The sequence below is a fragment of the Kribbella capetownensis genome, from assembly GCF_004331485.1.
Lineage (GTDB): Bacteria > Actinomycetota > Actinomycetes > Propionibacteriales > Kribbellaceae > Kribbella > Kribbella capetownensis.
Genome location: NZ_SJKD01000002.1, coordinates 184,939 through 211,274, shown reverse-complemented (window position 1 = coordinate 211,274; position 26,336 = coordinate 184,939). Strand labels below are relative to the sequence as shown.

Below are 26,336 nucleotides of genomic sequence, written 5' to 3'. Positions count from 1 at the left end.
TCTCTCCTTATCTCGGTTCTTCAAGTATCTTGGCACTCCGAGTATCTTGGATATCTGAGAGAAACACAACCCCTATGCTGAGGTGGCCATGACCAGTGCCAGAGAAGAGCTCGCCGGCGAGATCCAGCAGCGGATGGTCCACCTGATCGCGAGCGTCGTGCTGTTCAACCACGCGGTCTCCGCGAAGGTCGGCCTGGGCGCCAGCGACTCCCAGTTCATGACGCTGCTGCAGACCTACGGACCGCTGACGCCACGCGAGCTCGCCGAGCACACCGGACTCACCTCGGGCACGGTCACAGGTGTCATCGACCGGCTGGAGGCACACGGCTTCGTCACCCGGCGGCCGGATCCCGGTGATCGCCGCAAGGTCGTGGTGACGCCGTCGATGGAGGCGATCCAGGAGAAGCTCGTTCCGCTGTACGCCGAGCAGGCCGAGCGCATGCACGCGGTGCTGGCGGTGCGCAGCGACGAGGAACTGCGGACGATCTCCGCCTTCCTCGCGGACGCGGTCGGCAACTCGCAGCCGGTCAAGGATGTTTTAGCCGATAGCTAAAGCCTTTGATGCCACTGCACCGCACCCCGGAGAATCTCGTCGCGTGACGGACATTCACGAAGACGGCCGGGCCGGCATCGACGCGGCGCTGGTACGGCGACTGCTCGCGGCCCAGTTCCCGCAGTGGGCCGACCTACCGGTGACACCGGTCAAGATCGACGGGTGGGACAATCGGACGTACCGGCTCGGCGAGGATCTGACCGCGCGCCTGCCGACGCACGAGAGCTACACGGCGGCCGTTCACAAAGAGCACGAGTGGCTGCCGAAGCTCGCTCCGGTGCTGCCCGTGCCGATCCCCGAGGCGGTCGCGAAGGGCGCACCGGGCGAGGGGTACCCGTACCACTGGGCCGTCCGGCGCTGGCTCGACGGCGTCACCGCGTCGTACGAGACCGTTGCCGATCTGAACGAATTCGCGCGGTCGATCGCTGGGTTCATCCTCGCGCTGCAGAGCGCGGACGCGACGGGCGGACCGACAGCGGGCGCCCACAGCTTCTACCGCGGTGCGCCGCCGGAGTACTACCACGACGAGACCGTCGAGGCGCTCGGCGTACTGAAGGGACGGATCGACACCGACCTGGCGCGCGAGGTCTGGGATGCGGCGCTGGCGACATCATGGGACCGGCCGCCGGTGTGGTTCCACGGAGACATCGCGAGCGGGAACCTGCTGGTGCAGGACGGCCGGTTGTCCGCCGTCATCGACTTCGGCACCTCAGGCGTTGGCGACCCGGCGTGCGATCTGGTGATCGCGTACACGTTCTTCTCCGGCGAGTCCCGCGCCGCGTTCCGGGAGGCCGTCGGGCAGGACGCCGGGACTTGGGCGCGCGCCCGTGGCTGGGCGCTCTGGAAGGCCCTCATCACGACGGACCTTCCAGTCGTCGAGCGCGTCCTGGCCGACTATCAGGCCGGCTAGACGAACGCGGTCACACCTTCGTACTCCGCGAGTGGAGCGGCGCCGATGGCGTCGTACTGGAGGATCACCAGGCCGTTCGGCGTCACCTCGTGCTCCGTGATTTGGAGGCCGATCGGCGCAATCGGGTGGTCGAGTAGTCGTCGCCCGGAACCGATCACGGTCGGGGCGACGACGAGCCGGAGCGTGTCGACGAGACAGGCTGCCAGGAGTGCGTTGCCGAGGCGAGCGCTCCCGTGGATCTGGAGCTCCCGTCCTGGCTGGGCTTTGAGTTCACCGACGGTCTGGACGGGATCGCCACGGAGCACGGTCGTCGGGTTCCAGGTGCCTTCGGCGATGGTGTTGGTGACGACGTACTTCGGAAGCGCGTTCATCCGCACGGTGAACGGGTCGTCCGGGTCGGTGATCTGCGGCCAGTCGTGGGCGAACGCCTCGTACGTCCGGCGGCCGAGCAGCAGTCCGTCGGCGAGATCGAGCCAGTCCGACGTACGCCGTACGAAGGCCTCATCCAGGTAGGGCACGAGCCAGCCGCCACGGGTGAAGCCGTCGCTGGTGTCCTCGGTCGACGAGCCAGGGCCTTGGCTGACCCCGTCGAGGGTGACGAACTCCGTGAGTACGAGCTTCATCGGGCGGCCTCGTGCTCGGCGATGGTGGCGAGTTGCTTGGTGACCGTGCCCCAGCCTTCGGCGAAGCCGAGCTCCTGATGTCGGGCACGGGCAGCCGGGTCGCCGTGGCGGACGAGGACCCGGTAGTCGGTGCCGTCCTGGTGTTCCGCCAACGTGATCTCGGCCGTCATCAGGACGGGCGCAGGTTGTGCGGGGCGCCAGGAGCTGTCGAGCGCGGTGGTGAACACGATTCGCTCCATTTCGTCGACGACAACGAAGCACGCGTCGAGATGCGGCCCGAACTCCGTGCCGTCACCGCTCAGCTGCGTCACCAGCGCACCGCCGGGACGCGGCTCCAGGCGTTCCACCCGGCACACGGCCGGCGCCGGAACCCACCACTTCTCGAAGCGGGACGGATCGGTCCACGCACGCCAGACCACCGCACGCGGCGCGCGGATGACGCGGTCCACCGTCAGGTCGAGATCGGGGTTCATGACTGCTCCTCCATCGGATCGGTGACGAACTGTTCGAGCCGGTCGGTACGGCCGGCCCAGATCCGGCGCTGTTCCGCGAGCCAGTCGTCGACCAGCGCGAGCCGGTCGCGATCGAGCACGCAGGTGCGCACCCGGCCGACCTTCACCGTGCGGATCAGGCCGTTGCTCTCCAGCGTCCGGACGTGCTTCATGAACGACGGCAGGGTCATCGGGAACTCGGCGGCGAGCTCGCCCACACTCGTCGGCCCGCGGCCGAGGCGCCGGATGACGCTGCGTCGGGTCGGATCGGCGAGCGCGACGAACACGCCGTCCACCTCCGCCGAATACTGTGCCATGAGGCTAAGTATTAACTGCTTCCAACGCTAAGGTCAACGGCTAAGTGTTTGAATACTGCACTGCGCGGGCAAAGGCTTGCCGTAGTGCCGCGAGTGCATTGGCGACACCTGAGCAGAAATCCGCACCGCCCCGGAGGTCTGTCATGACAACACGTCCAGGCTCGACTCGGTATCCGAGGTCGATGCGCCGGCGAGTGCTCCTCGTCCTGGCAGCGATCCTCGCTCTCTGGCCGCTCGCACCCGCGACCGCCACAACGGCGGCTCCTTCCGTCGAGACGACACGCGCCGCACCCCGCGGCGCGGAGGTAGTCGCCGTCACGCAGGTCGCCGATCGACTGGTCGACCTGTCGGTGCGGTCCCAGGCCCTCGGCGGCCGGACCGTGAACGTCCGGCTGATGACACCGGACGGATGGAATCCCGCCGACCGCGGCCGCCACTGGCCGACGTTCTGGCTGCTGCACGGCTGCTGTGGTGACTACACCTCGTGGACTGGGACCGACATCGCCACGATCGACAGCCTGCGGAAGGTTCTCGTGGTGATGCCGGAGGCCGGCTGGAACGGTTGGTACAGCAACTGGTGGAACTACGGCGCGGGCGGCGACCCGGCGTGGGAGACCTTCCACACCGTCGAGCTGCGGCACCTGCTGGAACGCGACTGGGGCGCCGGAGCCAACCGCGTTGTGGCCGGGCTGTCCATGGGCGGTCAGGGCGCACTGCTGTACGCCGCTCGGCACCCGGGGATGTTCCGCGCGGTGGCGGCGTACTCCGGCTCCGCGCACCCGCTGCTGAACGACGAGTCCGTCAACCGGATCATGGGATTCTTCGCCGGCCAGGGCAACGACCCGCTGCGCGTCTGGGGCGATCCGGTGGCACAACGAAGCATCTGGGCGGCTCACGACCCCTACTACCTCGCGCAACGGCTCAAGTCGCTACCGGTCTACCTGTCCTGCGGCGACGGCACCGCGGGTCCGTTCGACCCACCCGGCAAGACGGACGCACTGGAGGCCGACTTCAACCGTCAGAATCACGCTCTCGCCGCACAGCTCGACCGCGTCGGCGCGAAACACCTGACGACCAACTTCTACGGCCCGGGCACTCACGGCTGGGCGTACTGGCAACGCGAACTCCACGCCTCCTTGCCCATGCTGCTGTCCGCCCTGCACGTCCACTGATCCCACACAGACCAGTGCCCCACCTCGCGGACGAGGTGGGGCACTGGATTCAGCACTTCAGTCGCGCGTGAGCTTGCGGTATGTGACCCGGTGCGGGCGTGCGGCCTCCGGACCGAGGCGCTCCACCTTGTTGGCCTCGTACGACGCGAAGTTGCCCTCGAACCAGAACCACTGCGCCGGGTCCTGGTCGGTGCCCTCCCAGGCCAGGATGTGCGTCGCCACCCGATCCAGGAACCACCGGTCGTGGGAGACGACCACGGCGCAGCCCGGGAACTCCAGCAACGCGTCCTCCAGCGACTGCAGGGTCTCCACATCCAGGTCGTTGGTCGGCTCGTCGAGCAGCAGCAGGTTGCCGCCCATCTTCAGCGTCAGCGCCAGGTTCAGCCGGTTCCGCTCGCCGCCGGACAGTACGCCGGTGGGCTTCTGCTGGTCCGGACCCTTGAAACCGAACGAGGCGACGTACGCCCGGCTCGGCATCTCGAAGTTCGCCACCTTGATGTAGTCGAGCTCGTCGGAGACCTGCTGCCAGACCGTCTTCTTCGGGTCCAAGCCGCCGCGGGACTGGTCGACGTACGAGACCTTGACCGTGTCACCAAGCCTCAGCGCGCCCGCGTCCGGCGTCTCCTCGCCGACGATCATCCGGAACAGCGTCGACTTGCCGACACCGTTCGGGCCGACGATGCCGACGATGCCGGCGCGCGGAAGCGAGAAACTCAGGCCGTCGATCAGCTTGCGGTCGCCGAAGCCCTTCTCCAGCTTCGAAACCTCGAGCACTGTGCTGCCCAGCCGCGGACCCGGCGGGATGTTGATCTCGTCGATGTCCAGTTTGCGGGCGCGCTCGGCCTCCGCCGCGAGCTCCTCGTACCGCGCGAGGCGGGACTTGCTCTTGGTCTGGCGGGCCCTCGCGTTCGACCGGACCCACTCGAGCTCGCGCTCCAGGATCTTCTGCCGCTTGGCGTCCTTGCGGCCCTCGACGACGAGGCGCTCCTGCTTGGTCTCCAGGTACCTCGAGTAGTTGCCCTCGTAGCCGTAGGTGCGGCCACGGTCGAGCTCGAGGATCCACTCGGCGACGTTGTCCAGGAAGTACCGGTCGTGGGTGATCGCCAGGACCGCGCCTGGATACTTCTGCAGGTGCTGCTCGAGCCACAGCACGGACTCCGCGTCCAGGTGGTTGGTGGGCTCGTCGAGCAGCAGCAGGTCGGGCTGCTGGAGCAGCAGCTTGCAGAGCGCGACCCGGCGGCGCTCACCACCGGACAGCTTGTCCACGAGCGCGTCGGCGGGCGGGCAGCGCAGCGCGTCCATCGCCTGCTCGAGCTGAGCGTCGACGTCCCAGGCGTTGCGGTGGTCCAGCTCGGTCTGCAGGTCACCCATCTCGGCCAGCAGCGTGTCGTAGTCCGCGTCCGGGTCGGCCAGCTCGGCGGAGATCTCGTTGAAGCGGTCCAGCTTCTGCTTGGTGTCGCCGACGCCCTCCTGGACGTTCTCGAGCACCGTCTTGCCTTCGGTCAGCGGCGGCTCCTGCAGCAGGATCCCGACCGTCGAGTCCTCGGCCAGCCGCGCCTCACCGTTGGAGGGCTGGTCGAGCCCCGCCATGATCTTGAACAGCGAGGACTTACCGGTGCCGTTCGGCCCGACCACGCCGATCTTCGCGCCGGTGAGGAAGTTCAGCGTGACGTTGTCGAGAACGACCTTGTCGCCGTGCGCCTTCCGGACGTTGCGAAGCGTGTAGATGAATTCCGCCATACCCCAGAGCCTATGTGCTCGGGCCAGCCGGATCCCAATCAGCCCTGAGTTGTCCACAGATCGCCGGATCGGGTGCCGATCGGGGTCGCAATGCGTGCATCTTCTCCGGTGACAGCGCATCCGGATCGGACGAGAGGTGGCGATCATGAGTTTCGGCGAGACCTATGTGACCGTGCTGGGCTGGGTCGGCAGCGAGCTGCAGTTCAAGGAGGTGGGCGGGCAGACCGCACGGGTGTCGTTCCGCGTCGGCTCGACACCACGGCAGTACGACCGCATCCACGACACGTACGTCGACAAACCAACGACCTGGTTCACCGTCGAGTGCTGGAGAGGCCTGGCCCAGAACGCTTTCGAGTCGGTGCAGGTCGGTCAGCCGATCATCGTCACCGGCCGGCTGCGAACCCACGAGTGGACCGACGACGCCGGCGAACCACACAGCCGGGTCATCCTCGAGGCCTTCTCCGTGGGCCACGACCTCAACCGGGGTACGACGACCTTCAGCAAGAATCCACCGCGCTCGGACGTCTCACCCTCGAGTGCACTCGTCTCCGTCCCGACGCCGGTGGCGGCGTCGGATCCGACCGAGACAACCGCCTCGCCCTATCCAGGCGACGAGTACTCGGCCACTCCCCTGCCCCTGACCGCCGGTGCCCGGAACGCCGAGGCAGCCTAATTATCTCAGTCTTGACTTATATAAGTACCGAACGGCATTCTGGGCTCCACATCAGCCCCATCAGGAGAGGGAACACCCGTGATCGACATCCTCGAGCACATCAACGCGGTTCATCGGGAGGTCAGCCGGACCGGGGAGACGGCCACCGTGCTGATGCGTCGCTCGTACCAGGCCGATCCGGAGGAGCTGTGGGACGCACTCACGGACCCGGAGCGGATGAAGCGCTGGTTCTGGCCGGTCACCGGCGACTTCAAGGTCGGCGGCAGCTTCCAGCTCCAGGACAACGCGGGCGGCGAGATCCTCGAGTGCGAGCCGCCGAAGCGGTTCAAGGTGACGTTCGGCGGCCCGACCAGCCTCCTCGAGCTCCGGCTCATCCCGGGCGCCAACGCCTCCACCGAGCTGGAGCTGGAGCACACGGTCAGCGAACTCCCGGCACCCGGCGGCGCCGGCGCCCTCTACGTCGGCCCCGGCTGGGAGGGCGGCTTCCTCGCCCTGGCCATGTACGTCGACGGCACGTTCCCCACGGACCGCACTCCGGTGGAGGTCGCGGACGACCCGGTGATGGTGGACTTCAACGAACAGTCCGTCCGCGCCTGGATGGTCGCGGTCCGCGACTCAGGCACAACCACCGAAAAGGACCTCTACGAAGCAGCCGAGCTCTCCATGAACCAATTCGCCCCCGGCCGAGAGCTCTAGTCCCGCGGTCCCGCCCAACCCGCGACGGCACGTGGGTTGGGCGGGGTCAGCCTCGAGCGGTGGCGAGGCTGTCGCGGCAGGTGGTGTAGGCCTCGAGCTCTTCGCGGGCCGGCGCGACCACATGGCTGTCGGCGACCTTCTCGAGCTCGGCCCGGAGGGCCTTCTCGGCCGCACGAGCCCGGCGGGCGGCGCCACTGGTCGCGAACAACCGGCAGACGAAAGCCAGCGCTATCCCGAGGACCGCACCGCCGACCAGCATGATCCACGCGTACGGGATCCCACCCGCCTTCGGCAGCGGCGGGTCATCCAGCCCAGCGATCCGCGCCACGAGCAGCGCGGCCAGCCACACACCACCAGCCAGCGTCACCGCGAACAACAACCACTGCACAAACCGTGCCGCGCCCCACCAACCGGGATTGTTGGCGATACCAAGGTCCGTCCGCGCGACCGCCTGGTCGAGCTCGTCACCGAGCGACTCCTCACGGCGCCGGATCGCGGACCGTACCGAGTCGGCCCACGGCCGGGACAACCCTTCGGCGGCCTTGTTCGTGATCGTCCGCACCGCGGTGTCCATCCGGGCACGCTGCACAGGTGTTGCCGCAGGCAACGAAGCCCGCGCGGTCGCGACCTCGTTGGACGCGGACCGGCGCAGTTCCTTGCCCTGTTGCCTCGACACCTGATCCAACTGCAGCCGCCGCAGCGGATCCGGCTGGAACCGTCCCAACCACTTGGTGAGCGGCCATCCCGCCGCGGCACTCGCTCGCTGCAGGTAGGAACGCCGTACGGCGTCAACCACGACCGGCAGACCGCTCGCGTCGGACAACGCCTCGACCAGTTCGGTGATGTCGGCCTCGGCGATCTCCGGAGTCTTGGCATCGCCACACTGGCTTGCCATCCGGTCGGAGACGCGATCGACATCGGCCGCCAGCCGCTCGCGCGCGGACCGCTTGTTGCTGACCCGCTTGACCAGCAGGCCACGCACCTCGTCCAGCCCGTCGCCGCTGACCGCGGACGTGGCAACGACCGTCGGAGACTTCAGACCGTCCGCCTTCAGCAACCGTTCCAGGTCGTTCAGGCAGCTCTTCCGCTGGTCCGGGCTGAGCTTGTCGATGTGGTTCAGCGCGAACGCCATCACACCGGAGTGCGACGCGTACGGCTTGATGTAGCGGTTGTGCAGCGCGGCGTCGGCGTACTTCTGCGGGTCCACCACCCACACCAGCATGTCCACCAACTCGACCAGCCGGTCGACGATCAGCCGGTGCTCGACCTCGGTCGAGTCGTGGTCGGGCAGGTCCAGCAGGACCAGACCGTCGAGATCCTCCGACTGCTGTTCCTCGAGCGAGCTGCGGTGCTGCACCTGGTGGCGCCGCGGGATCCCGAGCCAGCTCAACACCTCACCGGCCGGCTCCTCACCCCAGACACAGGCGAGCGGCATCGAGCTGGTCGGCCGGCGCGTACCGATCGCGGCCAGGTCGAGTCCGGTCATCGCGTTGAACAGCGACGACTTCCCGGACCCGGTCGCACCGGCCAGCGCGACCACGGTCAGCTCGCCGGACATCCTGAGCCGTTGACCAGCCCGGTCCACGATCTGCGTGGCCTCGGTGAGGACCACTTGGTCCAACCGGCCCTGACCTGCCTTCGCGGCTGCTTCCAGCGCGTCGATCTTCATCAGGACATCGGTCGCGGCCCGTACCGGGGCCTCGACCGTATCCACTGTTCCCGTCACGTGCAGTCCTCCACCGCGCGCGCGGCCTCGGTCAGTTGTCTTGCTGCCTCAGCGTCGACCGGATGCTGGTCGAGGACAGTCAGATAGCGGGCGAATTCGGCATCCATCAGGGCATGAACCTTACCGTCAAGTTCTTCCCGTGCCTTCGCCACCATGCCGCGAACCGACTCGTCGCCGAAGACGGCCTCCAGCAACCTCTGTCCGACGACCGCGCTCCCGACTCCTGAACTCGCATCGGCCCCGGTCGGGATGTCTGCGTCGCTGGCGAAAAGCGCCACGACGAGCGAGAGTGCCAGCCCGTTCACGCCGTACTCCAGCAGTCGGGCGGTCCCGCGCTTCTCCGCGCCCTCCTTGCGGATCAGGTCGAGCACGAAGGCCTGCCACTCGCGGACGGTACGCCCGGCTGCCGCCGGGAAGTCCTCGGACATCGCACCGAGCTCGGGTCCGCCGGCGGCGAGCAACTGCCGGCCGGCTGCGGTCGACTGCCAGGCCTTCTCGGCGCGTTCGGCGGCAGCCGCGGCATGCTCGACCAGCAACGACTCCAGGCCGGACTCGACCGCGTCGTTGAGATCCCGGGTCGGCGGCGCGGACTTGGTGCCGAGCGTCGCCTTCACCTTGTCGCGGAACCGGCCGACGTTGGACTGCAGGCCCTTCAGCAGTTCGCCGGTGCCGACGAACTCCTGCCAGCGGGCCAGTACCTCGCCGCGCAGCAGGGTGCCGTCCTGGGTCGCCTTGGCGATGTCCTTCACCGCTTGGTCGTACGCCGACTCGACGGTCGAGCGCAGCTCGATCACGGTGTCGGCCTGCGCGCGCACCGCGGCCGCGAACGGCGGGGTGGTCTTCACCATCGCGGTGACGGCGCCATGCAGGGTCCGCCGGACGACCGCCGACCGGGCCTCCGCGTCGGCGGCCAGGTCGACCAGCCAATCCTTGATCGAGGCAACAGTCTCTCCCGGCAACATGCCGTTGCTGTCGACAACGATCTCCTTGATCGAGAACAGCGGCGAGTCACCGAGCCCGCGCTCGAGCAGCATCTGGGCCAGGTGGCCGGTGATGTCGTCGATCGTCTCGGCCGGAGCCCGGTCCAGTACGACGGCGACCGCCGTACTGCGGTCCGACGCGCTCTGCAGGAAGTCCCACGGGACGGCGTCGGAGTACCGGGCGGCCGTGGTCACGAACAGCCAGAGGTCCGCGGCTGCGAGCAACTGCGTGGCGAGATCACGGTTCGCCTCGACGACCGAGTCGATGTCGGGCGCGTCCAGGATTGCCAGGCCGCGCGGAACGGTGTCGGCGGCAACCAACCGGAGCTGTCCCGCCTCCTCCATCCCGCCCGGGCTGTCGGCCGTCGTACGCGCCATCCCCGGCAGCACCCGGTCGCCGACGAACCACTCCCCGTCGGCCGGGTGATGGATCAGCACCGGCGAGCGGGTCGTCGGACGCAGTACGCCTGGCTCGCTGACGACCTTGCCGATGATCGTGTTCACCAGGGTCGACTTGCCCGCGCCGGTCGAGCCACCGACCACCGCAAGAACCGGCGCCTCCAACTGCACCAGCCGAGGCAGGATGTAGTCGTCCAGCTGATCCAGCATCGCCTTCTGCTGCTGCCGCGCCTCGTCAGCCCCCACCACATCAATCGGCAACTGGCTGTTCGCCAACGCCCCCCGCAACTTCATCAACGACGTAATCAACGCCATAGCAGCCTGCTCAGCCGCCAACCGCTCAGCCAACTGATCCGCAGTCAGCTCCTCAACAACCTCTTCCCCCGCCGCAGCCTCGCCGTCGTGCTCCCCGGCAGCCGCGTCCTGCTCCCCCGCAGCCGCGTCATCCTGCTCGCCTTCAGCCTCGTCGCGCTCCCCCGCCGCGGCGCCGTCCAGCTCCCCAGCGGGCGCGCCCGCGTCCTGCTCCGCAGCATCGGCGCCCGCCTCCGGTCCACTCTCGTCCGACGCCTCCGCGTCGGCGGCAACGGCGCCACCCTCGGACTCGTCCCCGCCAGCCTTCTCAGCCACAGCAGCCGGAGCCTCGTCCGACCCCTGCTCTTCGCCGGTCGCGTGCTCCTCGCCGGTTGTCTGCTCCTCGCCGGTTGTCTGCTCCTCGCCAGCTTCCTGCTCCTGGCTGGTGTCCTGGTCCTGGCTCGTTTCCCGGTCCTCGCCCACGACGGCCTCAGCCGGCGTCTCGCTCAGACCGTCGCCTGCAGCAGCCTCCTCCGAGGCATCGTCCGCAGATCCCTCAACCGCGTCGCTCGCGTCGGACCCCTCAGTCCCGTCCTCGGACTGTCCAGCTTCTGTAGTCGAGTCCTCAGCCTCTTCGCCGTAGTGCGAGTCCTCAGCCGGTACGTCGTCCCCGACCGCTTCAGCATCAGCCCCAGCCGCCGGACCACCCTCGGACGACTCCTCCGCACCAGCCTCAGCAGTCGGAGCACTCTCGGAGGACTCCTCCGCACCAGTCTCGCGAGCCTCAGCAGCAAGACCACTCTCGGACGACCCATCAGCGGCGTGGTGCTCAGGCTCCTGCTCCCCGCCGGCCTCCTGCGCCTTAGCGGCGTCAGCGTCGTCCTCGGGCTTCTGAGCCTGGGGGCTCACGCCGGACTCATCACCGTCTCGCGAGTCCTCAGCCGCAGCGTCGTCGCCGGGCACCGCAGCAGCCTCGTCAGCCGAACTCGCGTCCCCAGCCTCCAGAGCAGACTCAACGGCCTCCGCGTCTGCGGCTTCCGCCGGGGCAGCCTCAACTGCCGGAGCGCTCTCCGAGGCCTCTGGCTCCTCGGCATCGTCGTCCGCGTCGGGCTCGTGCTTCTCGGCATCGTCAGGCTCGTGCTCGGCCGCCTCTGCGGCCTCTGCGTCGGCCGGGGGCTCGCCGGAGGTGCCGGCTTCGGGGGCCTCGTCTGAGTCGGCGCCTGCCTTTTTGGGCAGGCCGACGATGATGTTGCCGTACTCGAGCGGGAACCCATCCGGAGACTCATCAGGCTCGTAAACGATCCCGACCGACGGCCGCGACCGCTCCTCAGCCGGTACGTCGCCACCCTCAGCAGACCCGTCAGCCGCGTCAGCGACCTCAGCCTCAGGCTCCTCCGCTACCTCAGCCGCCGCCTCGTCGGCGTCCCCACCCTCGGCGGCCGCCTCCGTGGTCTCAGCCTCCGACACCTTCTCTTCGTCGTCTGAGGAGGCATCAGCGGCGCCATCCGACTCGGACCCGCCCGCGCCACCAGCCGCCTCAGGCTGCGTCTCAGTGCCTGCGGTCGTCTCAGCGGACGACGTCTCGGCCTGAGCAGCACCCGTCGCAGCATCCTCGCGCTGACCGGCAGCCTCGGCGTCCGGCTGGGCCTTCTCAGGCTCCGCGGCAGCCGGCACGGCGGGCTCCGGGGCAGGCGGCCCGGCGGGCTCAGACGCAGGCGGCGCGGCGGGCTCCGGGGTAGCCGGCGCGGCAGGCTCCGGCTGGGACTTCCGCCGGCGGCGACGCCAGAAGCCCTTGCCCTTGGCATCCGAGTTGGAGATCAAGTTCGCCAGCTCCTGGGCAGGCTGATCCCGGCGCGGAGCCTGCGGCTCCGAACCTTCACCAGCTGCTGACCTGGTGTCAGCCACGACGTCCGCCCACGGACACAGGGTGCCCGGTCGGACAGCGCAGAAGCAAAGTCATCGTCATCCCCGTTTGGCGGCGTGGACGGGTGGCATCACTGCGATGGTGGATACGGACCGTATCCTCCCGGCGGTCCTTGCTGACCAGGGGGTCCCGGCGGGTAACCAGGCGGGCCCCCTGAGTAACCGGGTTGCCCCGACGGATACCCCGGCTGAGGCGGCGGATAACCCTCCTGCGGACGCTGATATCCACCTGTTCCCTGACCCGGGTACGGCGAACCTCCGGGCCCACCGGGCGCACCCGCTCCCGGCTGACCGGCTCCCTGCTGACCAGGCCCAGCACCCCCAGGCACCGGCGCCCCCTGCATCGGCCCACCGGGCCCAGGCACAGGACCACCCGGCAGAGGACCACCGGGCGCCCCAGGCATCCCCGGCCCCGGCACCGGCTGGAACTGCGGCGCGGCCTGAGCGAACGCCGGCATCGGCGGGAACGGCACGCTCGGCCGCCGCTCCCGCAGCTCGTCCAGCAGCTTCTTCTCGGTCTCCAGCGCGTCCGGCCCGATCACCTGGCGGACGATCTTGTCCCGCAGGTACGCCAGCTCGGTCGCGTTGTGCTGGAACGCCTTGGCTGCCGTTTCCGCCTGAGCGCCGTACCGCTTCGCGTTCTGCCGTAGCGCCTTGCGCCCGCGCAGCGTCGCGATGAGTGGTACGTCCTGTGGGACCAGCCAGCCGAAGCGTACGTAGTCGTACAGCCGGGACGCGATCATCTGTCCCTCGCGGGACCGCATCACCAGCGCGAACACGACCATGCCGATGAAGATCGGCACCATCAGGAAGAGGTAGACGGTGATGAAGCCGCCGCCGCCGGCCCAGCTGGCGCCGCCGTTCCAGAGTCCGTGGGCAAGCACTGCCGCCAGGTACCCCACGATCGGGGCGAGGTACCGGACAGCGGTACTTCGATGCCTGATCGCGACCCCGATGCCGATTGCTGTGAACGACGTGAAGAGTGGATGGGCGAACGGCGAGATCAGGCCGCGGATCACGAACAGCACGAACGCGCCGCGCAGGCCGGCGTCGCTGCCGGCCTCCTCGGACAGCTGGTTGAAGATGCGGCCGTAGTACAGGATGTTCTCGGTGAAGGCGAAGCCGACGCCCACCATTCCGGCGTACACGAGGCCGTCGATGATGCCGTCGAACTCCTTGCGGCGGACCAGCGCCAGCAGCAGGATGACCGAGCCCTTGGCGAACTCCTCCACCGGCGGCGCGACGAAGACGGCCGAGCGGTTGCCGCCGCTGCCGGTCTCCTCGAGCAGGTTCGAGACCTCGGTGTTGATGAAGATCGCGGCCAGGGTGGCGATGAACGCACCCCAGCAGAGCGCGAACAGGATGTACTTGGTCGGCTCCGGCTCGTAACGATCCAGCCACAGATACAGCGCGATCACCGGGATGACGGGCACGAACGCGAAGACCAGTCCCCAGGTGAAGCCGCCCGCGCCGGTCGACTTGACCACGATGCCGAAGATCACCAGGCCCGCGATCGCGAAGACGACCGCGATCACGATGCCGATCAGGATGCCCTGGTTGCGCCGCTGGCCGGGGACCGGATGGTTCCCCAGCACATTCGGCTGCGGGTAGGGTCCGCCGGGCGAGTACGCCGACCCCGCCGCGGGTTGCGGCGAGCCGGCCGGGCCTGGTGAGGGGTAACTCATGCCCGCAGCCTAGTTGGAGAGCCCTTCACACGGCAGGACAGCCCACGCAGCGTTACCCGGATGGAACGACAAGCGTGTACTTCGCCCACCCCCGAACCCCGGAACCGGGGAACCCAGAGGCGCGATCGCCCACCGATCTGAGAGACTCGTCCCTGCCACGCGCCCGTAGCTCAGCTGGATAGAGCGACAGACTTCTAATCTGTGGGTCGCAGGTTCGAATCCTGCCGGGCGCGCCACACAAAACCGCTGGTCACGCACGAGACGGCTTCGGAATGGACCTGGCGCCCAGGGTCCGAGTGTGGCTACCCGTGGTGCAAACTCCTGGCCAACCGCGCCAACGCGAGCCGTGAATCCTTGCCCCGGGGGGACGCGATTGATCCCCACCCTGTCGATCGGCTTCACGATCGGCGACCCGAACCGGGGCATGCATTCGACGTGTGCGGTATTCCCGTCTTCTGCTCGGTGGCGAGGGCGTCCGTAGCGTGAGAGCAGAGTTCACGCCATCGGGCGGCCTTTAACCCGCAGGTTGTGTGTTCGAGCAGTGGGATGGCTGGCCGCGGCCGACCTGCACTCCGAGAGCTGCTTGGGTCACTTTCTCTTCAGGACGTTGAGTTGGCGGCCGCCGTGGACGAGCGGGTCGCCGTACTGCCCGATCACGGTGTAGCCGCGCTTCTCGAAACCGTTGAGGATGTCGGCCGACGTGACCGGCTGGAGCGAGCCCCACTCGCCGGCTTTCTGAGCTTTGACGGTGCCTAGCTCGGAGTTCAGCGACACGGCGTACTTGACGCCCTTGGCGCACACCTGGTCGATGTAGTTGTCGGCCACCTCGGGTTCCATCTCCTGGAACGAGAACGAGTTGACGAACACGTCGAAGTCGCCCTGGACGTCCTCGAGCCGCCAGCTCGGGATCACCGCGGACCCCTTCACCTCGATCACCCCGCTGTCGGCGATCGCGCCGTCGTACACCTGCACCCGGTCGCGGCCGAACAGTTCGGTCAGGTAGAACGACGCGACGGTGACCAGGGGCGGGATGTCGATGTCGACGTACCTGGCCCCGGCATCGCGCGACATCACGATCTCGCCGAGGACGCCGAACCCGCCGCCGATCTCCAGGAAGCTCTTCGGCGGCGCATCGACATGGTTCGACAGCGCCGCCATCACGATCAGGTAGTTGAGGTACGGCCGCCCGAACCGCACGCCTTCGGTCAGGCTCAGCCCGTACGCCTGCGGCGGAGTGCCGACCGGGCTCTCGCCGAAGTCGTCGAGGTTCGCCGGCCAGCGGTCCTGGTTCCAGCAGACGCCGGCGACGTCGAAGTCGCGGCGGGCCTCGAACGCGCCGTTCAGCGCCGAGGTGACCCAGTTCCTGTTCGCCGCCGGGTTGGCCTGCACCGCCGCCTCGTAGGCCACGCCGATCGAGGCATTGCTGAAGCCATTGCCATAACGCGGATAGAACCACGCCCCAGACGTCGGCCACGACTTGAACCTGTCCAGGCCCAGCGTGTCCATGTCCTGCAGGATCTTGCCGACTCCGACATCCCAGAAATTGGTCGGCCGGTAGATCGACGCGCAGGTCTTGACCTCCGCCAGCGTCCGCTCGGTCAGCGCGGACCAATCCTTCGACTGCACCGTCTTGCGACCATCCGTCATGGCCAGACGCTATCCGATCCGCACCCACCAGTCGGCCATCCAGAACCCCTAACCCGCTCCCGATGCCCTTGAGCCACACCATTGCATCGGGAGGCACGCCAGTCATCAGCCGGCCACCCGCCCAGAGCACGCCGGCCTGCCGCGCCTGCCCGCCCACCGGGACAGGCCCGAAGCCGTCAAACGGCGATCACCAACGTTCGGCATCGGGACTCTCGAGGTCAGCTCTGACGCCTGGAGAAGCTGGTTGCCAACGCATTATGGCCCCTTCTAATCTGTGCGTCGCAGGTTCGAATCCTGCCGGGCGCGCCAACCAGACCAGGTCAGCCGCCGGTCCTCCAAGGGCAGGTGTTCTTCTCATGCGTGAGCCGCCGGATGTCTCAGCTGAGGCGGTCCTAGATGCCGTCCGATCGGGTTGGGCGATCGACGTCGACGCGGTCGAACATCTGCCGGTCGGTTTCGGCGTGCATCACTGGCGGGTCTCGTACGCCGGGGTACCGCGCCTGTTCGTCACGCTCGACAGCCTCGGCCGACGCCATTCGGCGGAGTCACTCGAGGCTGCTTACACCGCGGCGGGCGAGCTAGCCGCAGGCGGGCTCGAGTTCGTCGTGGGATCCATGCGAAACCGCCAGGGTCAGTACACGGCTCCACTGGCCGGCGGCAGTCTGAGCTGTGTGCCATGGCTGGACGGCGAACCGGTCGGTTCAGGCGGCATCGACAGCGACCGCCTGGCTCAGCAGAACGCCGAAGCGCTCGCACGCCTGCACGCCACCACCCCACCCGCGGGCATCCCGAGTTGGCAACCCCGGGTCCGAGAGGACTTCGGCGACACCTTGGCCGACACACTCCGCAGCCCATGGCAGACCGGTCCGTACGGCGAGCGTGCCCAGAGCGCTCTGGCTCGGCGGATCGACGCGATCCGACGCTGGACGGACAGCTACCACGAGCTGGCTCGCCGGGCTGCAGAGCATCCGTGGGTGCCGACGCACGGTGAGCCGCACACCGCCAACCAACTCGTCACCGACCAGGTGACGGTCTTCGTCGACTGGGAATCGCTGGCGCGAGCACCGCGAGAGCGTGACCCGGGCACTCTGGTCGGCTCCGGGTACGCCAAACTGCTCGCTCCGAACTGGGACATGATCGAGCTGTTCGACCTGGAGTGGCGGCTGGCGGAGCTCGCGCAGTACGCGGACTGGTTCGCCCGGCCCCACACCGGGACCGACAGTGACCGAGTCGCCTTCGAGGACCTCACCGAGGAACTGAACCGGCCCGACTGGACGCGAACCGCCACCTAAGGACCAAGCTGGTTCTCGTCGGGTTGTGCGTGCCAGGACTTCCAGAGTTTGCCGTAGACGCGTCCTGCGCTGACGAGTTCGTCGTGGGTGCCGAGCTCGACGAGTTCACCGGCTTCCATGACGGCGATCCGGTCGGCGTCGTGGGCTGTCTGGAGGCGATGGGCGATCGCGATCACGGTGCGACCCCGGAGTACGGCGGCGAGCGATTGTTCTGTACGCCGCGCTGTTCTGGGGTCGAGCTGCGCGGTCGCCTCGTCCAGGATCAGGGTGTGCGGATCGGCGAGGACGACTCGTGCGAGCGAGAGTTGCTGCGCACTGGCGCCGTCCAGGCTGGTGTCGTCGCCGATCTGGGTGTCCAGCCCGTCGGGTAGGTCGTTCAACCACGCGGCTCCGACGGCGTCCAAGGCGGCGTACAACTCCTCGTCGGTCGCGTTCGGTCGTGCGATCCGCAAGTTGTCTCGCACCGTGTCGTGGAAGACGTGATGGTCCTGGGTGATGAGTACGACGTGTTCGCGCAGTTCGTCGGGCGGCAGGTCGGCAACGGGTGTGCCGCCGATGGTCACGGACCCGGTGTGCGGACGGTCGAGGCCGGCGAGGAGCCGTGCGAGCGTCGATTTCCCTGCTCCGGAGGTGCCGACGATGGCCAGTCGTTCTCCGGGCTGCACGGACAGGTCGATTCCGTGCAGAACATCCCGATCGTCGGTGTAGCTGTAGTGAGCGTTGCTTACCTGGATACGGTCGCCGGCGCCGGCGTGGGTGGTGGGCTGCGGTTCCTCGGAGGGGATATCAGCCAGTCCTTCGACGCGGGCGTAGGAGGCTCCGGCGCCTTGTAGTTGTTCGATCCAGACCATCAGGGTGTCGAGTGGGCCGACGAGCTGGCGCAGGTACACCGTCGCTGTCACGACTACGCCGAGGCTGACCACACCATTGGCCTGCAGCGCGCCGCCGACCAGGAGGACTCCGACCACTGGCAGTGCCAGCGACACGTCTGCCCACGGAAACAGCACCGTTCGCAGCCACAGTGCCCCCAGACGTGCGGATCGGGCTTGAGTGACGGCTGACTCTGTGGCCTGTGCTCGGCGTTGTTCCAGCCCGAGCAGTTCGATCGTTCGGGCGCCTTTGGCGGTGCTGGCGACGACGTCTGCCAGTTCTGCTCCGGTCGCTGCGACCGCCAAATAGGCTGGCCTGGCCCGTCGTACGTACCAGCGAACGGCCGCCGCGACGCCGATCAGGCAGGCGAGCCCGCACAGTCCGAGCAAGGGATCCAGGATGACTACGGCGACGACGAGGAACAGGGCGTGGACGAGGGCAACGAGAACCTCGGGTACGGCGTACCGCAAGGTCATGGCCACCACGGATGCGTCGGTGCTGCCGCGGGCGATCAGGTCGCCGGTGGGCAGATGGTCCGCGACCCGTGGTGGCAGTGCCAGGGTGCGTTTCAGGAAGCGTTCTCGAACCCGTGCCGCTGTGCGTTCGCCGAACCGGTAGCCGATCTTCAGCGCCCACCAGGTCAGGGTTGTCTGCACGATCGTGAACACCAATGCGCCGAACGCGAGACGGTCCACCCGGCTGAGCACATCACTGCCGCCGGCCTGGATCGTGTCGATGATTCGGCCGAGTAGCCACGGCCCGACCAGCCCCGCTGCAGCGGCAAGCCCGTTGACACAGACGATCCCGACCACGGCGCCCCTGTCTGCGCGCAAGTCGCGGAGCGCTGCGGCACGGACCTCGGGAGTGCCTGCGATCGGCAGTTGCCTACTCATGGTTCTCCTGCTCGCCCTGGGCACGGGATACCAGGTCCCGATAGCCGCGATCGCTGCGCAGGAGGTCGGCGTGGGTCCCGACTGACGACGTCTGACCGTCGACCAGGACGATGACCTCGTCGGCACGGTCCAGGACGAGCGGTGACGTCGTGGTGATCACCGTAGTCGAGTCGCGCCTGGCTTCGCGGAGCCGGTCGATCATGGCTGCTTCGGTGTTGGCGTCTACCGCGGAGGTGGGTTCGACGGCGAGCAGGACCTCGGGCGCGGCATAGATGGCCCGGGCAAGTTGGATCCGTTGCCGTTGGCCACCAGAAAGGTCACTCCCGCCGGCCTCGATCGACGCATCCAGACCGCCGGGCAACGCCTGTACGACGTCCTCGGCCACGGCCGCGTGCAGCGCCGCACGGATTCGCTCGTCGTCGGGTTCAAGGCGTCCCGCAACGACGTCGCGGACTGTGCCGGCGAACACCTCGGCGTGGTTGTCGGCGACAACCAGCCGGCGTCTGAACTCGTCGCGGGCAACATCGTCGATCCGTACGTCGGCCCAGGTCGCACCGACCTCGGGATCGGTGCTCAGTTGCCCAAGCCGCTCGACCACCGCGACGGCCTCCGCCGGGCGGCCCGCGACCAGTGCTGTGAATCGTCCGGGATAAATCACGACCCCCGATTGTGGATCGGCCAACGGGCCTCCGTCAGCGGGGACGACGGCCGCGTCGCGGTGGTTGTCGCGTGTCACCGGCAGGTTGAGCAGATCGATGATTCGCTGACCCGCCACCCGGGCACGGGCGATATCACCTCCGCCCTCGATGAAAGCCGACACCGGCACGACCAGCACGGCAACGTAGCCGTAGACGGCGACAACGTCTCCGATGCTGATGTCGCCGGTCGCAGCCATGCGAGCCGAGAGCCACACCACCGCGGCCAGGAACAGCGCCGGCAGTCCGGTGGACAGTGCGCCGACCCAACTCGAAGGCCCGGCGACTCGGTAGCCACGATTCACCAGTCCCTGCGAGTCATGGTCGTACCGCTCGGCGACAGCCCCTTTACCGCCGAGGCCGTTGAGCACTCGTAGCCCGGCCAGGACATCGACCAGACGGGTCGTCAACCGCCCCTGGTGCACGCGGTAGTCGCCGCCGGTGCGCTCGATGCGTTGCAAGAACGGCCCCACAGCTACAGCGAGCAGCGGAACGCCGGCGAGCACCACCGCGGCCAGCAACGGCGAAATCGTGAACAGTACGACGGCGACTACGGCGTACGCCACGACCGCACCAACGCCCGGTCCTGTGACGGTCAGCGCCATCGCCACCGTGTACACGTCGGCGATGCCGACGGTCACCACCTCTCCGGCGCTCACGCGACGCGTCAGCGAGGCGCCCAGGCGGGACGTGTGCCCCACCGTTGCCCGGACCGAGCGAAACGATGCGTCCATCCGGATCTTGGTCATCGTGCGATGTCGAGCGATCCCCACGAGCGCGTTCAGCACGGTGACGACGAGGAGGACCAGAGCCCAGCTGACGAGAGCGGCAGTGTCGCCGGCGACAAGCCCTTCATCCACCGCACGGGACAGCACCCACGGTGGCACCGCCAAGCCGACCATCCAGACCGTGCCCAACAGCGCACCTGTCGCGACCCGCCGCGACTGGGATCGAGTAAGCCAGAAGAGGAAGCGCCACGGGCTGGTCAGATCACCGTGCGTCGGCGGGGTCCACGTCTCGGTCATCCGGTCCAGCCACTGGCGAACAGCAGCCATCCGCCATCTCCGCTGCCGTGCACCGCCGCTGGCCATGCGCAGATCCTCGCAGCAATGCATCAACCGGGGAAACGAATTTGTGATTCGATTCACAAAATCGGCGGCACGCGGGTCCCGGCGAAGCGGTGGCCCTGAGCAACTAAGTGGCCGATCCGGCGGCCAGGCGCCGAATCATCCGCCCGGGATGGTGGTGGCCGGCCGGGGTCGTGATGACGATGGTTGCTGGCCGGCCTGACGCTGAGGCGAGGAGGAGGACGTTCCGCTCGCCCTGGATCCCGGACGGACAGCGGGCTGGACACGAGCAGCTCGAGGAGGGACGTTCGGATGGCCGAGCCGGATGCGGACACGATCGACTGGCGTGAGCTGGTGGCAGTTGTGCTGCTGTCGGTGACGGCCATCCTGACCGCCTGGTCGGGGTTTCAGGCCAGCAAGTGGGGCGGGGCCATGTCGATCAGCTTCTCTCAGGCCTCTTCGGCCCGGATCGAGGCGTCCAGACTCGAAGGCGTCGCCAACCGGAAGATGACGATCCAGGTTTCGCTGTTCACCCAGTGGCTCCAGGCCTACCAGGCCAAGGACACCGAGCTCACGAGCTTTCTCCAGGCACGCTTCCCCGAGCCACTGGCGACGACCTTCCCGATCTGGATCCAGTCCAAACCGCTGCAGAACCCCGACGCGGCGCCGACCCCGTTCGAGCTGCCCGAGTACTCGATTCCTGAGCTGGCGCAGGCGCAGCAGTCGGACGCCCGCGCGGACGAGAGGTTCGCGACGGCGCTGCGCAACAACCAACGCGGCGACAACTACACGATCCTCACCGTCGCGTTCGCGACCGTCCTGTTCTTCACCGCGCTGTCCTCGCGGATGCGGCGACGCCGGTATCAGTTGGCGTTGCTCGCGATGGCAGGTCTCGGCTTCGCCGTCTCGGCCGGATTCCTGTTCTCCTTCCCGATCCTGATCTGACCGGAGGTTCTGTATCTGTACTGGTAGAGGTCGATCTGGAGTGACAGGCTGGGTGGGGTGAGGACCTACGGGCAGTACTGCCCGATCGCGCGGGCGTCCGAACTGCTGGCCGAGCGCTGGTCGTTCATCATCCTGCGCAACATCGTCCTGATCGGCTGCCGGACCTTCAACGAGATCGCCGACGGCGCTCCGGGGTTGTCTCGTGGCCTGCTGTCGAAGCGGTTGCGGGATCTGGGGCGCGCCGGAGTACTCGAGATCCGGCCGAAGCCCGACGGTCAGGGCTCGACGTACGAGCCGACCCAAGCGGGCCGGGAGCTGTCGGAGGTCATGCTGGCTCTGCAGCACTGGGGATCGCAGTGGGCGGAGCTGACACCCGAGCACGCGCATCCAGGCGTCGTGCTGTGGGTCTGGGTCAACAGTCACCTCGATCGCACCCGTCTCCCCGACCACCGTGTCCTGGTCCGCTTCGACTACGCCACGCTGTCGGGGCCGGGCAGCCGCGGCTGGCTGCTGATCGAGCGAGGCGACGCTGAGATCTGCGAGAAGCACCCCGGCGGAGAAGAAGACCTGGTGGTCGTGGTGAGCGATCCGGTCGCGTTCGCTCGCTGGGATCTCGGAGAGCTCGAGTGGGGCGACGCGTTGCGCCGCGGGGCGATCGAGGTTCGTGGTCCACGCGCGCTGGCGCGGGCACTTCCCACCTGGAAGCGCCGCGTCGACTGACGCCAATTGGGTTCAGACACTGCACTTCTTGTGCGGTCCTGTCGGCGGCAGCATCGAGGCATGACCGGAGTGTCGAGCAGGTACCCAGTGGTCGTGGTCGGAGCGGGCCAGGCGGGCCTGGCGGTGAGCTACGAACTGACCGCCCTCGGGATCGATCACGTGGTGCTGGAACGGGCCCGGGTCGGCCAAACCTGGCGGAGCCTGTGGGACAGCTTCTGCCTGGTCACGCCGAACTGGACCATGAGCCTGCCGGGCGCTGCGTATGCCGGCGACGACCCGGAGGGCTTCGTCCCGCGCGACGAGATCGTTCGCTACCTGGAGCGGTACGCGTCGAGCTTCGGTGCGCCGGTTCGCGAAGGCGTCGCCGTGGACAGCCTCGAACCCGGACCTGACGGCGAGTTCCTCCTCCACACCTCGACCGGCGAGCTACGGGCCGCGTCAGTTGTCGTGTGTACGGGCGCCTTCCAGCGACCGCACCACCCCGAGGTCACGGCTGGGATCCCGAACGACGTGACCGTGGTCGATGCCCAGGACTACCGCAACCCCGCCGCCCTTCCGCCAGGAAAGGTCCTCGTCGTGGGAAGTGGTCAGACCGGCTGCCAGCTCTCCGAGGAGCTGAACGAAGCGGGCCGCGACGTGTTCCTGGCCTGCGGACGGGCGCCGTGGCTGCCGCGACGTACCGGCGGCCGCGACATCGTCAGCTGGCTGAAGGAGACCACCTTCTTCGACGCCCCACTCAGCGCCCTGCCCTCACCGGCGGCTCGACTGGGCGCCAACCTGCTGGTGACCGGCCAGCGAGGCGGCCATGACCTGCACTACCGCACCTTGCAGGCGATGGGCGTACAACTCGTGGGCCACCTGGCCGGGGTCGAGGACCATCGGGCGTACTTCGCTGCTGACCTGGCCGACTCGGTCGCCTTCGGAGATGCGCGGTACGGCGATATGCGCAAGCTGCTCACCGAGCAACTCCCCGCCAAGGGGATCACGGCACCCGAGCTGCCCGACCCTCCGCGCTTCCGCGCCGACCCGCCGATGGAGCTGGACCTCAACGGGTTCGGCGTGGTGATCCTCACCTCCGGGTTCCGCCCCGACTACGCCCGCTGGATGCGGTTCCCTGCGTTCGACGCCATGGGCTTCCCGCTCACCGACGACGGTGCAAGCACGGTGGTCCCCGGCCTGTACTTCTGCGGCGTCCACTTCCTGCGCAAACGCAAGTCCGCGGTGCTCTTCGGCGTCGGCGAAGACGCCGCCATCGTGGCCCGATCAATCGCCCACAAACAGTCCCAACACCAGCCCGTCTGACAACCTGTACGGGCCTGGCGGCGCGCTCTTTGGCGGTAGGCGGCGCACTGGCCGTCGTCCGTTCTAGGAGGACTCTGTGGCGCGGGGTGGGACGAGACTCTCGATCGCCAGCCTGGTCCGGAGCGCCCGGCCGCCAAGTGATCGTCAGTTGGCGGCGAGCTTCTGGGTGATTGCCTCGCGGCTGGTCTCTGGGTCGTCGGTGTGCTCGACGCCGAGCTCGGCGAGGAGGGTGAGCGCCGCCTGCCAGTGCTGCTTGGCCCGGGCCGGGTCGCCGAGGACGGCGAACGCCGCGCCAAGGCCGTCTTCGGCCCGCGCGAGATCGAGACGCAGTCGCCGTCGCTCGGCCAGGAGCTGAGCCTGCCGGTGATGCTCGAGCGCGGACCGGCCGTCACCCAGGTCGACGTACGCGCGTCCCATCCCCTGGTGTGCCTCGTACTGCCAGTTCCGGTTCCCGGTGCGGACCGCTACCGCGAGCACTTCGCGGTAGGAGTCCAGCGCGGACGACGGGTCGCCGCTGCGGCGGCGGGCGTTGCCCAGGTTGTACATGCCGGCGAGCTCGCCGATGGGTAGACCCTCCTCACGCGACAGCGCCACTGCACGGCGGAACCCCTCCACGGCGGCGGCCGTTCGCCCGAGCTCTGCCTCGGCCCGACCACGGCCGATCAGGGCGTCGACCTTCCGCGCCGGGTAGCCGACTCGTCTGGCCAGTGCCAAGGCCTGGTCGAAGTGACTCACGGCCGTCCGGTACGCGCCCTTGCTCAGCCGCGCGTGGGCGATCGTGGAGTGCGCCTCGATTTGCCCCAGGTCGTCGCCGGCGTCCTCCGCCAGCCGCAGTGCGCGGGTGAGATGCTCGTCGGCATCCACAGGGCTGCCGCCGTACTGCACTGTCGCAGCCAGCCCGATGTGCGCCTCCACCTCCACCAGAGTCAGACCCTCCGCGGCGGCCAGCGACAGCGCCTGGGCGAGGTGGTGGGCGGCGGCGGGGTAGTTGTTCTGGCGCCGACGTATCCGGCCGATGTCTCCGTGCGCCCTGGCTGCGGCGGCCTGGTCACCCAGATCGTCAGCGGACTCCAGCGCCAGCCGGTGCAGTACGTCGGCCTCGCCGAGCCGGTTGCGCATGATCAGCTGCCGGTGCACCAGGCCGGCCAGGTCGCCGACGTACCGATGCAGCTCGAGTTCGCGGGCGGCCCGGGCGCCGGCCACCACGTTGGGCAGCTCGGTGTCGAGCCATCCGTTCGCCTGATCGGCGGTCCAGTCCGGCGGGTCCACCACGTACGGCGGATCCGGTCGCCGACTGCGGGTGTACGGATGGGCCAGGTCCATGGCCGCACTCGCCCATGCGCAGTAGTGGTCGAGGAGTCTGATCAGCGCAGCCAACCGGTCCTGCGCAGTCTCGGTGGCCTGGGCGTGCCGGGCCGCGTGCGCGCGGGTGAGGTCGTGCAGGCTGTAGCGCCCGGCCGGACCCTCGTCGAGTAAGTGCAGGTCCTGCAGGGTCTCCAGCGCCGAGCGGGCGGCGGCGTCATCGGTGCCGAACAGCGCTGCCGCCGCTCCGAGGTCGACATCCGGGCCAGGGATCAGGCCGACCAGCCTGTAGGCGCGTCGGGTCGGCTCGTCCAGCGCGGCGTACGACAGGTCGAGGGCAGCGGACACTCCGAGCGTTTCGTCATCGAGCCGGTCCAGTACGGCGGCACGCTGCTCCTGCAACCGCAGTACCAAGTCGGCCAGTTGCCACGAGGGCCGGGACCGCAGCCGGGCCGCCGCGATCCGCAGTGCGAGTGGAAGACGGCCGCAGAGCTCGACCAAATCGGTCAGCTGACCGGAGCTCAGGTCCGTGGATTCCGAAGCACGGGTGAACAAATCGATGGCTTCCAGCCGGGGCAGTGTGCCGAGTCGGATGGTTGCGCCCCGGTCGAGGCTCGCGAGGGTGTGGCGGCTGGTGGTGAGGACCTGGCAGGTCGGGGTGGCCGGCAGCAGCGGTGCGACCTGACCGGCGCCGGCCACGTTGTCGTAGACGAAGAGCAGCCGTCGATCGGCGACCAGGCTGCGGAACAGGCCCGCGCACTCCTCGACGTCGACCGGGAGCTGATCGCCCGGCACACCCAGGGCCCGCATGGTCCGGGCCAGCGCCTGGTCCGGTTCGAGCGGGTGCATGCGGTCGCTGAACCCGTGCAGGTCGATGAAGATCTGGCCGTCGGGGAACTCCGGCGCAAGCAACAAGCCCGCCTGGACCACGAAGGCCGTCTTGCCGACCCCAGCCATTCCCTCGACAGCGATGACGGACCGGCCCTCGGTGACGCCGGCTTGCAAGGCGGCCAACTCCTCGAGCCGGCCGACGAAATGCGAAGGGGCGGGCGGCAATTGCTGCGGCCTGTCGGGCACTGTGACCGTCGCTCCGCGCGCGGCGGTCGCCAGCTCGAGCGACTCGTCGTCGGTCAGCCCGAGAACCTCCGCGACCAGTCGCAGGGAGCTGCCACGCGGCCGGACGGACTCTCCGGTCTCCCAGCGCCGCAGGGTCCGTGGATCGAGACCGGATCGCTGCGCGAGTTCTTCCTGGGTGAGCAGCGCTCGTTCCCGCCACGCACGCAGCAGCTCACCGAAGGTCGACGGTCCAGCTCCGGTCACACCTGCCTCCCCGTCGCAGTTTAGGGCGCGGGAGGTCACGGACCGGCCGCTACCGCCGTGGGGCCGGCCGGAAGTGTCCGCAAGATGTCCGGTCGACGACCTGG

The 26,336-nt window shown here is 68.5% G+C and carries 19 protein-coding genes, 1 tRNA gene and 1 pseudogene; 10 read left to right on the top strand and 11 right to left on the bottom strand.

Annotated features, from left to right (window positions below):
• Positions 1 to 88 precede the first annotated feature (88 nt).
• Both E0H75_RS11225 and E0H75_RS11220 read left to right on the top strand, forming a co-directional pair.
• Entirely contained in the window at positions 89 to 553 is a 465-nt protein-coding gene (locus E0H75_RS11225) for a MarR family winged helix-turn-helix transcriptional regulator (protein ID WP_202872958.1), read from the top strand.
• 43 nt (positions 554 to 596) lie between these two features.
• The gene (locus E0H75_RS11220) at positions 597 to 1,463 is read left to right on the top strand and encodes an aminoglycoside phosphotransferase family protein (protein ID WP_131513446.1); all 867 of its coding nucleotides are present in this window, start codon (positions 597 to 599) and stop codon (positions 1,461 to 1,463) included.
• Here E0H75_RS11220 and E0H75_RS11215 read toward each other — a convergent pair.
• Genes E0H75_RS11215 through E0H75_RS11205 form a run of 3 tightly spaced genes read right to left on the bottom strand, consistent with a single transcriptional unit; the run spans position 1,460 to position 2,894 of the window.
• Positions 1,460 to 2,086: a dihydrofolate reductase family protein gene (locus E0H75_RS11215; RefSeq protein WP_131513445.1), complete on the bottom strand. Its 627-nt coding sequence runs from the start codon at positions 2,084 to 2,086 to the stop codon at positions 1,460 to 1,462. The two genes, E0H75_RS11220 and E0H75_RS11215, sit on opposite strands and share 4 nt — an antisense overlap.
• Complete coding sequence (locus E0H75_RS11210) at positions 2,083 to 2,559, bottom strand: SRPBCC domain-containing protein (RefSeq protein WP_131513444.1); 477 nt, start codon at positions 2,557 to 2,559, stop codon at positions 2,083 to 2,085. Before E0H75_RS11210 ends, E0H75_RS11215 begins: the two co-directional genes overlap by 4 nt.
• Positions 2,556 to 2,894: an ArsR/SmtB family transcription factor gene (locus E0H75_RS11205; protein ID WP_131363990.1), complete on the bottom strand. Its 339-nt coding sequence runs from the start codon at positions 2,892 to 2,894 to the stop codon at positions 2,556 to 2,558. The genes E0H75_RS11210 and E0H75_RS11205 overlap by 4 nt, the downstream gene beginning before the upstream one ends.
• Positions 2,895 to 3,037: 143 nt before the next feature.
• On the opposite strand from E0H75_RS11205, the pseudogene E0H75_RS11200 reads away from it, so the two are divergent.
• A pseudogene (locus E0H75_RS11200) lies at positions 3,038 to 3,976 on the top strand (alpha/beta hydrolase); the annotation flags it as partial.
• A gap of 147 nt (positions 3,977 to 4,123) precedes the next feature.
• Here E0H75_RS11200 and ettA read toward each other — a convergent pair.
• On the bottom strand, positions 4,124 to 5,806 hold the full coding sequence (ettA, locus tag E0H75_RS11195) for an energy-dependent translational throttle protein EttA (protein WP_131513442.1): 1,683 nt from the start codon (positions 5,804 to 5,806) through the stop codon (positions 4,124 to 4,126).
• Positions 5,807 to 5,951: 145 nt separating this feature from the next.
• Between ettA and E0H75_RS11190 the strand changes: the two genes are divergently transcribed.
• Complete coding sequence (locus E0H75_RS11190) at positions 5,952 to 6,479, top strand: single-stranded DNA-binding protein (RefSeq protein WP_131513441.1); 528 nt, start codon at positions 5,952 to 5,954, stop codon at positions 6,477 to 6,479.
• Between the two features lie 78 nt (positions 6,480 to 6,557).
• Positions 6,558 to 7,175 carry an SRPBCC family protein gene (locus tag E0H75_RS11185; RefSeq protein WP_165553633.1) on the top strand — a complete coding sequence of 206 codons (618 nt, stop codon included), beginning with the start codon at positions 6,558 to 6,560 and terminating at the stop codon, positions 7,173 to 7,175.
• Between the two features lie 46 nt (positions 7,176 to 7,221).
• Here E0H75_RS11185 and E0H75_RS11180 read toward each other — a convergent pair whose 3' ends face one another.
• The 3 genes from E0H75_RS11180 to E0H75_RS11170 all read right to left on the bottom strand — a co-directional run bounded on the left by E0H75_RS11180 (position 7,222) and on the right by E0H75_RS11170 (position 14,179).
• On the bottom strand, positions 7,222 to 8,901 hold the full coding sequence (locus E0H75_RS11180) for a P-loop NTPase family protein (protein ID WP_238162956.1): 1,680 nt from the start codon (positions 8,899 to 8,901) through the stop codon (positions 7,222 to 7,224).
• The gene (locus E0H75_RS11175; protein ID WP_238162955.1) at positions 8,898 to 12,392 is read right to left on the bottom strand and encodes an AAA family ATPase; all 3,495 of its coding nucleotides are present in this window, start codon (positions 12,390 to 12,392) and stop codon (positions 8,898 to 8,900) included. Before E0H75_RS11175 ends, E0H75_RS11180 begins: the two co-directional genes overlap by 4 nt.
• A 173-nt stretch (positions 12,393 to 12,565) precedes the next feature.
• Positions 12,566 to 14,179: a PrsW family intramembrane metalloprotease gene (locus E0H75_RS11170; RefSeq protein WP_131513439.1), complete on the bottom strand. Its 1,614-nt coding sequence runs from the start codon at positions 14,177 to 14,179 to the stop codon at positions 12,566 to 12,568.
• 159 nt (positions 14,180 to 14,338) lie between these two features.
• Between E0H75_RS11170 and E0H75_RS11165 the strand changes: the two genes are divergently transcribed.
• Positions 14,339 to 14,415 (top strand) — tRNA-Arg (locus E0H75_RS11165).
• Between the two features lie 352 nt (positions 14,416 to 14,767).
• Here E0H75_RS11165 and E0H75_RS11160 read toward each other — a convergent pair.
• Complete coding sequence (locus E0H75_RS11160) at positions 14,768 to 15,826, bottom strand: putative sugar O-methyltransferase (RefSeq protein ID WP_131513438.1); 1,059 nt, start codon at positions 15,824 to 15,826, stop codon at positions 14,768 to 14,770.
• A gap of 356 nt (positions 15,827 to 16,182) precedes the next feature.
• Here E0H75_RS11160 and E0H75_RS11155 point away from each other — a divergent pair, with 356 nt between their 5' ends.
• Positions 16,183 to 17,118: a phosphotransferase gene (locus tag E0H75_RS11155; RefSeq protein WP_131513437.1), complete on the top strand. Its 936-nt coding sequence runs from the start codon at positions 16,183 to 16,185 to the stop codon at positions 17,116 to 17,118.
• Here E0H75_RS11155 and E0H75_RS11150 read toward each other — a convergent pair.
• Positions 17,115 to 18,881 carry an ABC transporter ATP-binding protein gene (locus tag E0H75_RS11150; RefSeq protein ID WP_131513436.1) on the bottom strand — a complete coding sequence of 589 codons (1,767 nt, stop codon included), beginning with the start codon at positions 18,879 to 18,881 and terminating at the stop codon, positions 17,115 to 17,117. The genes E0H75_RS11155 and E0H75_RS11150 overlap by 4 nt on opposite strands.
• Positions 18,874 to 20,631 (bottom strand): ABC transporter transmembrane domain-containing protein, encoded by a 1,758-nt coding sequence (locus tag E0H75_RS11145; RefSeq protein ID WP_131513435.1) that lies wholly within the window; start codon positions 20,629 to 20,631, stop codon positions 18,874 to 18,876. Before E0H75_RS11145 ends, E0H75_RS11150 begins: the two co-directional genes overlap by 8 nt.
• Positions 20,632 to 20,955: 324 nt before the next feature.
• Here E0H75_RS11145 and E0H75_RS11140 point away from each other — a divergent pair, with 324 nt between their 5' ends.
• From E0H75_RS11140 to E0H75_RS11130, 3 genes are read left to right on the top strand one after another with little or no spacing between them, the layout of a single operon-like run.
• Positions 20,956 to 21,588 (top strand): hypothetical protein, encoded by a 633-nt coding sequence (locus E0H75_RS11140; protein WP_131513434.1) that lies wholly within the window; start codon positions 20,956 to 20,958, stop codon positions 21,586 to 21,588.
• A 57-nt stretch (positions 21,589 to 21,645) separates the two neighbouring features.
• Positions 21,646 to 22,308, top strand: coding sequence for a winged helix-turn-helix transcriptional regulator (locus E0H75_RS11135; protein WP_131513433.1), 663 nt, complete (start codon positions 21,646 to 21,648; stop codon positions 22,306 to 22,308).
• 60 nt (positions 22,309 to 22,368) lie between these two features.
• Positions 22,369 to 23,610: a flavin-containing monooxygenase gene (locus E0H75_RS11130; RefSeq protein ID WP_131513432.1), complete on the top strand. Its 1,242-nt coding sequence runs from the start codon at positions 22,369 to 22,371 to the stop codon at positions 23,608 to 23,610.
• A gap of 144 nt (positions 23,611 to 23,754) precedes the next feature.
• Here E0H75_RS11130 and E0H75_RS11125 read toward each other — a convergent pair whose 3' ends face one another.
• Positions 23,755 to 26,232 carry an ATP-binding protein gene (locus tag E0H75_RS11125; RefSeq protein WP_131513431.1) on the bottom strand — a complete coding sequence of 826 codons (2,478 nt, stop codon included), beginning with the start codon at positions 26,230 to 26,232 and terminating at the stop codon, positions 23,755 to 23,757.
• Between the last annotated feature and the right edge of the window lie 104 nt (positions 26,233 to 26,336).